Below are 13,101 nucleotides of genomic sequence, written 5' to 3' on the forward strand. Positions count from 1 at the left end.
TTTATCTGTTCACGCCACTTCGATTATACCCGCTTCTTCCACGCCTTCTCGCGTTCTCCGATCAGCGGGAACTCGCCAATTCGCAGACGCGCGCTGCCGTAAGGGACAAGCGTTAATTCCGCGATCTCCTGACCTTCGACCTTCGGATAGATCGGCGGCGTCCCTGCGTTATTGCCTTCCATTTTCCACTCGCGCACCAGCTGCCCGGCTGCCTTCAATCGCACCGGCGCATGCTCCGCGTCGAACGGCTGATACGGAACCTCACTCTCGCTGACCGCGTAGTCGTTGTCTGCCAGCAGGCCGTATTTCCAAGGCGAGCCCGGGTAAACCTCCCAGTCGTGAAACATCGCCCGCTTCGTCAACAGCTGCCAGTTTTCCTGAATGGGCAAGGCGTAGACAAGAGGGCCGCGTTCAACGCTAATGGCGTACAAATTGCGTGATGTCGTTGTAACGGCCATCGGCAGGCTTAGCGTCAGCACATCGCCATCGCTCCACTCGCGTTCCACACGTGCATAGCCATTAACGACGTTAAGCGAAACGTTAGCCCCGTTAACCGACAAAACAGGGGAAGCGCACCACGCCGGAATCCGCATAGAAAGGGCGAAGGTTTCACTTGGACGATCCAGCGCCACGGTGATGTGAACCATATCGCGGAACGGATACTCCCCGCTCACGGTAACCGTCGCCGCTGTCGTCGTCGCACCGCTTCCGACCGTCGCGTTCACCACGCTCGGCGCATACGACACAGCCGCCAAGCCGCCGTTCCCGTCCCCCATCCACAGATGCGACGTAAACTTCGGCCAGCCTTGATGCATATTCGATGTGCAGCAGCCGAAATGCGGTTCCAGACCAAACAAGTTCGCATCCGGGCCGTTGCTCCAAGCCCGCGGAGCCACGTTGCAGACGATTTGGTTCACCTGCTGATCGTATTGATGCGATGTCCAGTCTTTCGAGATTGCCGCAGGGAGCGCGTTGAACGCCACCTTTTCCAAAATATCGCCGAACCGTCCTTCGCCAAACACGCGCGTCAGATGCTCCATCGAATACATATATTCGACCACGGCGCACAGCTCGACGCCTTGACTTGGGCTCGTACCGGACAACCATTCGTCACCGGAGAACATGCCATGCGCTTGCCCATGATACGTCATCAGGCTGTCAATGCCGCGATGTACCGCCGCAAGCTCAACCTCTGCGCCGCTCAGCTCAAAACGGATGGCAGGTGTTTTGATCCCCATAGCCACGTTAACGACATGCGTGCTCCAATCCCACTCCTCTACTTTGCGCCAGTAGGGGAAATCATGGAAAACATCTGTCCAATCGAGCGTCTGCTCGGCCACCGTGTCCGCAAGCTCCAGCAGGAACGCGTCTCCTGTCTCTTTATACAGCCACTGCACGCACAGCACCATCTCCGCGCCACGCGCCTTCGCCCACCCCTCAAGCGGGTTAGATGCGATATGACTGTGCACGTATCGGAAGTATCGGGTCAAGAACGGAACGACGCGGTCATCCCCCGTCACTTCCGCGTATTGCGTCATCACCTTGAGCATGATCATGTAATGCCACCAGTCATGCTTCTTGTTAATGTCGTTATTCACCGATTGAATCGTTCCGCGCGGGCCGAAGTTGCCGTCCTCCCCTTGGCTGGCGAGCGACCATTCCACCCAGCGCTGCGCTTTGGCTATCAGCTTCTCATCCTCCAGCAAGTAAGCGAGCGGCAGCAGACCGTCCAAATAATAAGGACCTCGCTCCCAGCTCTCGCCTTGTCCGCCAATCCAGCCGTTATCCGGACCGACATCGCCCCAATGCTCTTCCAAATGTCCGGTCAATCCGTCGGCTTGTATGCGCAGCTGGTTCCGAAGCCATCCGGCAGGCTTGATCGCGCCCAGCGGCAGCGCTTGAAACGCGGTAGCGGTCAGCTTGTTCTTCGTGATCTCCATACGTTCAATCGTCTCCCTTTCAGCAATAATAGAATGATATGAACCGAATATAACATGACCTGGCAGGATACGCCGATAGCGTATAACAACCGGTTTTTGTCCGATTACAACATGGTGAATATGGCATATCCTTCGTCAAACCCTTATGATAAAAGGAATTCCGCATCAAAGGAGCTGCCCGCCAATGTTCCGATTCACTTCTCCGCCCATGCCGCACTACATTACGTCCGGCGAGGATACGTATCCCGCCGAAGGCCGGCATCCGAACCGCTCCAGCATCGGCGTGTTTGATCTGCTCGCGGTGACGCGCGGCTGTCTGTATCTGGAAGAGGATGGGCTGCCGTTATCCGTCCCGGCCGGGCATTTCGCCATTCTGCGGCCCGATCGCTCTCATCGGACGGCCCTGCCGTGCAAGGAAGAGACGCACTTCTATTGGCTCCATTTTCAGACGCTGGGGACTTGGAGCGAGGTAACGGAACGGGAGCCGTATATGCTTCCGTCCGGCACGGAACCCTACATGCAAATCGAGTCGTTCGTGTTCCATATTCCGCGGCGCGGCGAGCTCCATACGCGCGAGAGCTTCTATGAGCGGCTGCAGCAGCTGCTTGAGCTGCGGTCCGAGGTCACGGCGGCGGCACGCTTCCGCCAGCAAGCACTGATCCAGGAGCTGCTGCTTCAGCTGCAAGAGGAGAGCAACACCGCCGCCAAGGATCCACAGCTAGCGCTGGCGGACGAGGCTGCCGCGTTTTTGCGACGCCGCTACCGGGAACAGCTCCGCTACAAGGAACTGTCGGAGCATCTGCATTTTCACGCCAACTATATCGCGCTCTGCATGAAGAAAGCATTCGGCTGCACGCCGCAGGACTACCTCACCCGCTACCGCATCGAGCAAGCGAAGCAGCTGCTCATTCACACCGGCGAGCCCATTGGCAAAATCGCCGAAGAAACCGGCTTCCAAACCTTCCCCTATTTCGTCCGCTGCTTCAGCAAGCACACCGGGGCTCGTCCGAAGGAGTTCCGCTCGCGGTATCGCTGATCTGCGGAAGGCACAGAAAAAGGCAGCTCCGATGAGAACAGCTTGCTCTGTCCCAATCCGAACTGCCTTTGCCTGGCGGATTTATTTAACAATGCCTGTCCGAAGCGCCGTCACGCCGAACTCCAAGTACCCTTTCAAGCACGACAGCACAAACACCCAGCCTTCTTTGTTGTCTACGATTTTGCCGAGCAGCTCGGGATCATTCTCTTGAAACCCCTCTTCGTTAATGGCAATAATCGTACTCTCGTCAGGCTGCTCTTCCAAGGTGATGGTGACAATATTCTCCTCGCCGGCCCATTGAAAAACGATTCGCTTATCCGCCTCAACTTCGAGCAGCGTAATGCCCACCTCGGCATTGTACTCCTTGTAAATCAGCGTAACCGACTTGCCTTTCTCCCATCGCTCCGAGCTGGATGAGAACCAGAAGTTGCCGATTTTCGCAGGGTCCGCGAAAGCTTCGAACAGCTCATGCGCCGGTCTGGCGATTCGAAATTTGGTCAGGTTGTTCATTGATTTGTACCTTCTTTCATTTGGATTCTCGTGGGCCGCCGGAGCTGCCGCTTCCTACTTTAAGATGAAGTGGGCCATAAGTTCGGCAGATGGCAAATCGCATATCGCTTGTCCCCCTCCGACTCATCTTCCCGCCACCATCTATTCGCTGCAATCAGCTCGCATTTACTCTACTCACCATACCATATTTCAGCATCCAAAATCCCGCCATTTGCGCCATCCGCAAACTAAGCGCATGAATGCTGCATGTCCAACCCCAATTGTTCTCTCCAACCAGTCAGCTGAGCTGAATGCTGCAAGTCGAGCCCCTAATGTTCACGCAAACCAATCAGCTGAGCTGAATGCTGCATGTCGAGCCCCTAATGTTCACGCCAACCAATCGGCTGAGCTGAATGCTGCCACAAAGTTGCATCTCGAGAATTCTAACGAATCGTGGAGGTCTTATTTGGCCTCAAATGGCGGCTAATAAATTCTAACGAATCACAGAGGTCTTATTTAGTCCAAAAAGGCCGTTTGATGCCATGATTTAACTAAATAAGACCTGTACGATTCGTTAGAATTTTTTTGCGATCAAAACGGGGCAAATAAGACCTCCTGGATTCGTTAGAATCCGGAATCCGGAATTCGGATTTCGGAATCCCGAAACGTCGAACTCGGCCCCCAGTAAGACCTCTGTGATTTCGCTAGAGCACCCGCGCCGACACCAGCCGTACAGCATCATCGAAGAAATCCATCAGGTCCGCAGGCATCGTGCATCCACCAACCTTGCAGCACCATAGCCCCTACTTCTCCACGTCCCCACACGCGCAAAAAAACCTCCCCATCGTCTCATCAGACAATGGGGAGGTTCATTTTCAACCATTTACGCCGATTGGCGTTCTTCCACGACAGCAACCTTCGGCTGCTTCGCTTTGCCGACGAACAGCGCAAGCGGGAAGGCAACGGCAGCAATCAATGTAGCCAACAGATACACGTCGTTGACACTCATCGTGAACGCCATGTTGGCGATGTGAAGCTCGTTCGTATCGCCGGCCATCGCCAGGTCGGTACCGTGTTGAACGGAACGCGATGCAAGCAGCGTGGTGAAGATCGCAATCGCGAAGGAACCGAATACGTTACGCGTCCAGTTGGAGATCGACGATGCGTGACCAACCAGATGGCGCGGGATTTGCTCCATCGCCGCGTTGCTCGCAGGCATCATAACCATCGCGATACCCAGGTTACGAACCGTCATCCACCAGAGGATGTAGGAGTGAGACACGTCGATACTCAGCCAGCTCAGCGTCAGCGTACCGAGCGCAAGCAGCGGAATTCCGATCGCCATCAGCCAGCGCGGTCCGATTTTACCATACAATTTGCCCACAACGGGCATAATAAGAGCCATAGCGAGTGAGGCCGGAAGCAAGATCAGCCCTGTATCCATCGCGGATACATGCTGAATGCGCTGCAGGAAGATCGGCGTCAGGAACGTACCGGAGTACAAGCTGATCGTCAGAACGATGGTAATAATTAAGTTCAACGAATAACGTCCGTTCTTAAATACGCGCAGATCAAGCAGCGGCGTATCGGTCGTAAGCTCCCGCCAAATAAACAGCACGAGCGTAATGCCCCCTACGACGAGAAGCGAAATAATCCGGCCCGAATCCCAGCCCCAGTTGTGACCTTGACCAAGCGCGAGCAGTAGCGAGGAACTGCTGACAAGGACGGTAACAAATCCTATGCCATCGAAGCTCTTCGGCACGCTGAGACGATAGTAAGGAATAAAAGCAAACACCAGCACGATCGAAATCAAGCCGATCGGAATGTTCATCAAGAACAGCCACTGCCACGCAAAGTTCTCCAGCAGCCAGCCGCTGAATGTCGGTCCGATTGCCGGAGCCATCATCGCGGCAAGCGACCACAGCGCAATCGCCATCGCTTGTTTCTCGCGCGGAACCACTTGATAGATAATCGCCATCGATGCCGGCAAAATCAAACCGCTGAATGCGCCCTGCATAACCCGGAAAGCGATAAGCGAATATTCATCCCACGATGCGGCGCACAGCACGGATGCTACTACGAATCCGATAAGCGCGAATAAATAAAGCCGCTTATAACTGAATTTTTCTCCCAAATAACCGACGATCGGGGCAAGCGTGCCCATCGCCAGCATAAAGCCGGTCAGCGTCCATTGAATGGAGCTTAGCGTTGTATGAAAATGGTCCTGCAAAATCGGCAGCGCAATATTAATCGTACTGGATGCCAAAACACACAAAAAAGAGCCGACAAAGATCGCCGTCATAATCGGCCAAAACTTCACTTTGTCCTGCTGCTCCTGATCAGTCAACTTCATTTCCCCCTCAATACCGGAGCATCATCTCGAACAAGCACCTCTCCCGGCGCCGGTTGCATATATGTCGGTATTTACATATAATCAAAACCAATGACAATCATATACCACTCCCAGCGATATGTCAAAACTTACGTATGGAAAGGGACTGCCTATGAACACCCTTGCGTATGGACTTCTTAGTTTTCTCTCTTATTCACCGGATTCGGGTTATGATCTGATGCTGAAGATCCAGTCCTGTTGGCCGGCCAAACACAGCCAAATCTACCCGCTCCTTTCCCAAATGGAGAACGATGGCTACGTTCGGCACGTGCTCGTCACCCAAACGGACAAGCCGGATAAGAAAGTGTACTCGATCACCGATACGGGACGGGACGCGCTTCGCGCTTGGCTGTCTGTACCTGCGAACGAACCGGTGACACGCGACGAGCTGACGCTCAAAATCTTCGCCATGGACCAAGGCAATCCGGCTGACATTAAGCGCCAGCTGGAGCTGCGCGTCAATTACTGCCGCGACAGGCTGCACTGGCTGGACCGCAAAATCGAAATCTATTCCACCAAAGAACCCGCTCCGTCACGGGGCATGCGGCTGCTGATGCAGCGAGGACGGTTCTCCATCCAGTCTGATCTGAGCTGGGCGGAATGGGCGCTTGAACAACTGCAAGACGAGTCGTAAAAACAAATCGTAAAACAATGAAGAGCTGAGATCCGGCTGGCAGCAAACATCCGGATTTGAGCTCTTTTTTATTGCAATAAACTGGTGCTGCCGTAATCAAAACGGTTATGATGCTGATAGAGCTTCATTAGCAGACCTTCCCCAATAGGGCACAAAGGAAAGGAATACCGCACATGAGCTACCATCTGACGCAGTCCGCCATCTTATCCATGTGCGGACAGCTTTCTTATAAGAAAGGGGAATCCGCTTTCCGCAGTAGGAAAGTAGCGGTTACCTATTATGATCCGGACGCCGCGCGATGCGAGGCGACTGTGAAGCTGCAGGAAACGTTCGAGGTGAGCCTCCGTTTCGATGACGATGGCGACGTTGCCGCCAAATGTACCTGCCCTTCCTTATCTTCCTATGACAAGTATTGCTCCCATGTCGCGGCCGTCCTATTGCTCTTGTACGATGCACAGCAAAGCGGCCGCACTCCGATGGGCGGACAAACCGGACAAGCCGGCAGCAGCCCTGCTTCCGATTCCGCCTCCCTCGCCGACAAGGCGAAGCAAAGCGGCGAGCTTGCCCGCGAGCTGCTCTCCATGTTCGCACCGGCCAACACGAAAAAGTCGTTTCGCGGTGCCCAAACACGGTTCGATTCCCGCGAACCGCTTGCCGTCACCTTCGTCTGCAAGCCGTTCACGTACAGCGGCGGCAAGCTGCTGCTCGGCATCGAGCTCAAGGTCGGAACGAAGCGGCCGGTAATCGTACAGCAAATTCGGGAGTTTCTCCGCCGCATCGAACTCGGCGAGCCTTGTGCGATAGCCAAATCGTTCCTCTATGATCCGCTGCTGCACAGCTTCCTGCCGGAAGACTTCGAGGTGATCCGGCAGTTGATCGCGGTGCTGCAGCAGGAACGCTTATACCAAGAAACATCGAGCGTCTACGCCATGCATGCGGCTCCGCTCAGCGGGCAGCGCATGCTTCCGATTCCGCCCGGTGCTTGGAAGTCTCTTCTCGCTACGCTGCTCAGCGCGCCTTCGACGTTACTCGAACAAGGCAATACCGTTTATCCAGCCATTGCTATTTCCGAGGAACAGCTTCCTCCGCTGACTTTCGATCTTCAGCAGCTTAACGAACGAGGAGAACAAGATCGCGAGCGAGGCAGCTACCACATTCATGCACAAGGCTTGGACCAGCTGGTCGTTATCGAAGCTTACGGTCTTGTTCTCGCTGAAGGCAGACTGATCGAGCTGCCGCCTGCGGCTTGCCGCCGACTGGCAGAGCTGCAGCAGCTGCAAGAGCGGTCCTCATTGCCGTATATCCCGATTTTGCCGGACCAAATCGAGCCCTTCATGGAGCGCGTCGTACCGGAGCTGCTGAAGCTGGGCACGGTCCATATCGCGGAGGAAGTGTCGCGCCGTATCACCCATCGGCCGCTTAAGGCCAAGCTGTTCCTCGACCGCGTCCGGGACAGACTATTGGCCGCGCTGGAATTTCACTATGGCGACCTGATCATCAATCCGCTGGAGTCGGAGAGCGAGGTCCGCACGAACGGGCCGATTCTCGTGCGCGATGGCGAGCAGGAGCGCCAAATCCTCACGCTGATGGAAGAAGCGTCATTCGCCAAGACGGAAGCAGGCTACTTCTTAGGCGACGAAGACAGCGAATATCACTTCCTCTATCATGTCGTGCCGCAGCTTGAGAAGCTGCTGACGGTACATGCCACCTCGGCTGTGCGGACGCGCATCCATACGGGCAGCGTGCCGCCGATCGTGAAAGTCCAGTTCAACGAACGGACGAATTGGCTGGATTTCAAATTCGATATCGAGGGAATACCCGAGGCCGAAATTCGCAAGCTGCTCAAATCGATCGAGGAGAAGCGAAAATATCACCGCTTGGCGACCGGCGCTCTCATGCCGCTTGAGACGGAGGCCATGCAGGAAATCATTCGCATGATTAACGAAGCCCGTTTCACGCTGAAGGATCTGCGCGATTCCGGCATTTCCATCCCGCTCTTCCGCGGTCTGCATCTAATGGATACGCCGAGGCAAGGCAGCTCGGTCAAGATCGATAAACCGCTCCGACAGCTGCTCGAGAACCTGCGAAATCCCGATAACCTGGATTTCGAGCTGCCCGAAGGAATGGCCGGCGTGCTGCGCGACTATCAAAGCTATGGCTATCAATGGATGCGGACCTTAGCCCAGTATGGGTTCGGCGGCATTCTTGCTGACGATATGGGGCTTGGCAAGACCGTACAGGCTATCGCATTCCTGCAATCGTTCCTTCCGGATATTCGCGAAGAACGGCTGCCTGCACTGATCGTCGCTCCCGCTTCCATCACCTACAATTGGCGCAATGAGCTGCGTAAATTCGCGCCTAACCTTCGCGTAGCGATTGTTGACGGCACGAAACAAGAACGGGACGCTATCCTTCGGAGGGATTCGACCCTTGATGTCTTGATTACGTCCTATCCGCTGCTCCGCCGGGATATCGAAGCTTATGCGGGCATGTCCTTCCATACGCTGATACTCGACGAGGCGCAAGCATTCAAGAATTACACGACTCAGACAGCGCAAAGCGTCAAGCTGCTTCAAGCGCGGCATCGCTTTGCGCTAACGGGGACGCCGGTCGAGAATCGGCTGGAGGATCTATGGTCGATTTTCGATGCCGTATGCCCCGAGCTCTTCCCGGCAAGGCGCGCCTTCGGCGATCTGCCGCGCGAAGTCGTCGCGAAGCGCTCGCGTCCGTTCTTGCTGCGCCGCGTGAAGACCGACGTGCTGAAGGAGCTGCCGGAGAAGATCGAGTCCACGCAGGTGTCGAAGCTGCTGCCGGAGCAGAAGAAGCTGTATGCGGCCTATCTCGCCAAGCTACGCGAGGAGACGCTGAAGCATCTGAACAAGGATACGCTGCATAAGAATCGGATCCGCATCTTGGCCGGTCTCACCCGGCTGCGCCAGTTATGCTGTCACCCCGCCTTGTTCATCGAGGACTATTCGGGCAGTTCGGCCAAGCTTGAGCAGCTGCTGGAGCTTATCGACGAATGCCGGGAGGCGGGCAAGCGGCTGCTCGTATTCTCGCAGTTCGTGGAGATGCTGAAGATCATCAAGCTGGAATTGAACCGTCGCGAAATCCCCCATTTCTACTTGGATGGCAGCACGCCTTCTTCGGAACGCGCCGAACTGAGCAGCCGATTCAACGACGGCGAGCGGGATTTGTTCCTCATCTCGCTTAAAGCCGGCGGAACGGGGCTTAACCTCACCGGGGCAGACACGGTCATTCTCTACGATCTCTGGTGGAACCCCGCTGTTGAGCAGCAAGCCGCCGACCGCGCGCATCGCATCGGTCAGAAGAAGGTCGTCCAAGTCATTCGCCTGGTCTCCGAAGGCACCGTCGAGGACAAAATGTACGAGCTGCAGCAGCGCAAGAAGAACCTGATCGACGAAGTGATCCAGCCCGGCCAAGAGGCGCTCTCTGCCCTCACCGCTGAAGAAATTCAGGAGCTGCTCATGATCGAAGGATAGCATCGCAGCACAAAAAAAGACCGACTCCCCCGCGTAACGGTTACGCGTTCGGACTCGGTCTTTTTTCTACTTAAGAATCATGCCGTGCGGCATTGAGCTCGATCACATTATGATCGGGGTCGAGCAGGAAGATCTGAGAGAAACCCGTGATGCTGTTGCGGTTGTGACGATGCGGAATGCCGCATTGGTCCAGCCACCGGATCGTTTCGTCGAAGTCGGCCACGCGAATGGCAAAATGGCCATCTCGCGTATCAATCCCGCCGGTGCGCTTCGTCTCGCCTTCATGCACGAGCAGATGCAGCTGCTGACCGCCGTCGCCAACGGCATACCAAGCCCCTTCAAAATCAAACGCCGGCCGCTGGATCTCCCGCAAGCCGATCACATTCTGATAAAATGCCTTCGCCCGCTCGATATCGGTCACGATCAAGCTCACATGATGAACGCCCTCGTGGTGAATCATCGCGCTCGTTCACCGCCTTTTTTACCACCATTATACCATCATTTAACGAGGTTCCGGCAGCGAAAATCGTTTCGTCCACGTCTTCCCGCCATCGGACGTCCGGTAAACGCCGGACTTCGAAAGGCTCGTTACCGCCAAGTAGCCGGTTGCCGGGGATAGGAACGAAAGCTTCGCTTCATACCCGGGCACGGCTATCGGCAGATTGCTCCATGTCCGGCCATCATCAAGCGATCGGCCGAATTGCAGCGTATCCAGCGCACCGCTTCCGGCAACCAGGAATGCCGCTTTGCGCCCGATTACCGCCATATCCGTCGGTCTTCCCGCCGGTCCGTTAAGCGTGCCCGCAGGGGCTGCCGGTCCCGGCGCCGGTCCGCCTCCCGCAGTAGGATGCGAGATTACTTGCTTCCAGTGAGCACCTGCATCCGTGGTATGGAACAGCGAGTAGGACGTCTGCGACATCCCGGAATCGCCGTACAGCATCACCCAGATATCCGAGCTGTCCGTGCCATAGATGGCTCCGCCATAATTAACGGTTGCTTTTACCTTGAGCGAATCGGTCCAGTGGCGACCGCCGTCAATCGTCCGTTTCACCTCATACCCGCCTGCAGCCAGCACCGTAATAACCCAGCCTTTATCCTCCGTTATGAAATGCACATAGCGCGAGTTCGGCGGTGTCGTCACCTTCGTCCATGTCTTGCCGCCATTCGCAGTCTTGAACGTGAACGCGCGCGTAAATCCATAACCCACTTGCTCATTCAGAAAATCAATCCGTTCAAACCCATACTGCCCTGTCGGCACCCACGTGTAGTCGGAGCCGCCATTTGTCGTTTTCAGCAGCGTGTTCTGCTTCGTTGCGCTCGTCCTCGCCAGCACATAGCCGACCGAGTTGGTCAAGAACTCCATCTGGCTGAAGCTCAGCTTGCCCGTGTTATAGATCGCTTGCCAGTGGCAACCGCCATCCGATGTGCCGATCATGAAGCCGTTCCCTGCAGCACGTCCGGTAGTGGCGCCTAAGAACTGAATCGCTTGGATATGGGGAGCGTCCGTATCCGTCATCGCCTTTACATTCAGTCCGTGATCATCGGTTCTGCAAGTTGCCGAGGCTTCCGGTTCCGGCGCAGCCGCCTGTGCAGCACCGTTATAGCCCGCCGGCACCAATAAAGATGTCCCCAGCAGTACAGCAATCGCCAGCATCGCCAATCTTTTTCCTCTTTCCATCTCCATCACCTCATAGGCTTGATTACCCAACATTGCCAATTCCATATCTCTTCTTCCTCTGACGAGTGAACGACGCGGCCAGTTGCAGGACATAGGACCAAATTCTAACATTGCTTTTACAATTCTCACATCTTCCTCTAATCATTCGTTGCTATACTGGGCTCAAATAAGCCACGAAGGAGCTGCACCATGTCCGCGTCTTTGAATTCCGGCATCATCTATACTACAAGGTTGAGCGAAAGTGATACGATGACCAACAAACTGATCTACCAAGTGAAACAAAATCAACTGTCGGACCGCGAGTTAAACAAGCTTCAAGCCCGCTGCAGCAAAGAACTGAGCGATCTGCGCAACGAACTGAACGTCTTGCTTCAAGAACTCCGCATCATCGCGGACCGCAATACGAACAAGCCCCTTTCTCCTTCGAAAGCCGCCTAACCCTCTAACAATCAGCCCCACCTGCAACCGATTCCTGACTAAATCGAAAAAAGCCCTCGATCACTTTATTAAGTGCCGGGGCTTGTTTGCATGTTGTTATTCGCCTGCGACGTTCCAGCGATGACGATACTGCTCCAGCTTGGGATGCAGCGCTTTGGAGGGTTTGGAGGCCAGCAGCAGTCTTAATTTAACGATCCATTCCTCGAAAGAAGAGTAAGAGGCGAACAGATTTGCCGTCTCCGGGGTGACATACAAGAAGTAAGGCGATGGGTAGGACTCTGCCAGATGGCGCAGCGCTGCCTCGATCGGCGTATATTTCTTCCGTTTCCCTTCCAGCCCCTCTATGATTATCGTTAGCCCGCCGCTTCCGATTCTGCCGGCTTCATGCCCGGCTTCAAGCTCACGCTTCCAATCATGCAGCCGATCCAATCTTTTGTAATAAGGAAGTACCGTTTCCTTCGTCATTCGCCTGATGGTCTCTTCATGCAGCGGATACAGCACCAACTTCGCAAAACGAAGCTTCTCCGCCGTTTCCACCACAAAAGCAAGACTCTCGTTCGACATGCGCTGGAAAGAATCGTACACGATCATGGTTCCTTTCAGCTGCTCTTTAGGCGGCTCATAGCCATATGGAACGGTTTGCGCAATTCGGTTCAAAATCCATCTCCTCCTCCCAAGGTACTCTTTACCAGTATGCAGTACTGAGTATACCCTGGCAATTATGAAATCATGTCGCGCTTGCGAGGTGTAAAACGTTTTAATTGAGCGTCTCGCGCCAGCCAACCTTCCCACCATACGCCAAAGGCCGACTTCGGATTCGATCCAGCTCGAGGCCGTTTTCGTTAGATTTTCAAACTCGCTCATTGGGTTGAAATAAGACCTCTGAGATTCGTTAGAGCGAACTTAGGCGGTCGGGAGTGGGAGAGCGACAGCGCTTGTCCCTGCACCTATCGCTAGCTAGACCACTGAGATTATTCAATGCCGCTGAACA

Annotated in this window: 10 protein-coding genes; 4 read left to right on the plus strand and 6 right to left on the minus strand. The window is 55.1% G+C overall.

Annotation, left to right across the window (positions count from 1 at the left end; genetic code table 11):
* Positions 1–23 precede the first annotated feature (23 nt).
* On the minus strand, positions 24–1,940 hold the full coding sequence (locus BM412_RS25470; protein WP_091224493.1) for a beta-L-arabinofuranosidase domain-containing protein: 1,917 nt from the start codon (positions 1,938–1,940) through the stop codon (positions 24–26).
* Positions 1,941–2,124: 184 nt separating this feature from the next.
* On the opposite strand from BM412_RS25470, the gene BM412_RS25475 reads away from it, so the two are divergent.
* Positions 2,125–2,976, plus strand: a complete 852-nt coding sequence (locus BM412_RS25475) for a helix-turn-helix transcriptional regulator (RefSeq protein WP_091224495.1) — start codon at positions 2,125–2,127, stop codon at positions 2,974–2,976.
* A gap of 81 nt (positions 2,977–3,057) precedes the next feature.
* Here the strand turns inward: BM412_RS25475 and BM412_RS25480 are convergent, their stop codons facing one another.
* Both BM412_RS25480 and BM412_RS25485 read right to left on the minus strand, forming a co-directional pair.
* Entirely contained in the window at positions 3,058–3,486 is a 429-nt protein-coding gene (locus BM412_RS25480; protein WP_091224497.1) for an SRPBCC family protein, read from the minus strand.
* Between the two features lie 862 nt (positions 3,487–4,348).
* Positions 4,349–5,812, minus strand: coding sequence for a DHA2 family efflux MFS transporter permease subunit (locus BM412_RS25485; RefSeq protein ID WP_256256591.1), 1,464 nt, complete (start codon positions 5,810–5,812; stop codon positions 4,349–4,351).
* Between the two features lie 124 nt (positions 5,813–5,936).
* Between BM412_RS25485 and BM412_RS25490 the strand changes: the two genes are divergently transcribed.
* Complete coding sequence (locus BM412_RS25490; protein ID WP_143111702.1) at positions 5,937–6,491, plus strand: PadR family transcriptional regulator; 555 nt, start codon at positions 5,937–5,939, stop codon at positions 6,489–6,491.
* A gap of 173 nt (positions 6,492–6,664) precedes the next feature.
* Positions 6,665–9,994 (plus strand): DEAD/DEAH box helicase, encoded by a 3,330-nt coding sequence (locus BM412_RS25495; protein WP_091224502.1) that lies wholly within the window; start codon positions 6,665–6,667, stop codon positions 9,992–9,994.
* Positions 9,995–10,064: 70 nt separating this feature from the next.
* Here the strand turns inward: BM412_RS25495 and BM412_RS25500 are convergent, their stop codons facing one another.
* Both BM412_RS25500 and BM412_RS25505 read right to left on the minus strand, forming a co-directional pair.
* Positions 10,065–10,454, minus strand: a complete 390-nt coding sequence (locus BM412_RS25500) for a VOC family protein (protein WP_091224504.1) — start codon at positions 10,452–10,454, stop codon at positions 10,065–10,067.
* Between the two features lie 42 nt (positions 10,455–10,496).
* A complete protein-coding gene (locus BM412_RS25505; RefSeq protein WP_091224505.1) occupies positions 10,497–11,717 on the minus strand; it encodes a WD40/YVTN/BNR-like repeat-containing protein in 1,221 nt (406 codons plus the stop codon).
* A gap of 144 nt (positions 11,718–11,861) precedes the next feature.
* On the opposite strand from BM412_RS25505, the gene BM412_RS25510 reads away from it, so the two are divergent.
* Positions 11,862–12,110: a hypothetical protein gene (locus tag BM412_RS25510; RefSeq protein ID WP_091224507.1), complete on the plus strand. Its 249-nt coding sequence runs from the start codon at positions 11,862–11,864 to the stop codon at positions 12,108–12,110.
* 96 nt (positions 12,111–12,206) lie between these two features.
* Here BM412_RS25510 and BM412_RS25515 read toward each other — a convergent pair whose 3' ends face one another.
* The gene (locus tag BM412_RS25515; protein WP_091224508.1) at positions 12,207–12,767 is read right to left on the minus strand and encodes a hypothetical protein; all 561 of its coding nucleotides are present in this window, start codon (positions 12,765–12,767) and stop codon (positions 12,207–12,209) included.
* Between the last annotated feature and the right edge of the window lie 334 nt (positions 12,768–13,101).

The organism is Paenibacillus sp. BC26, assembly GCF_900116125.1.
Lineage (GTDB): Bacteria > Bacillota > Bacilli > Paenibacillales > Paenibacillaceae > Paenibacillus_Z > Paenibacillus_Z lignilyticus.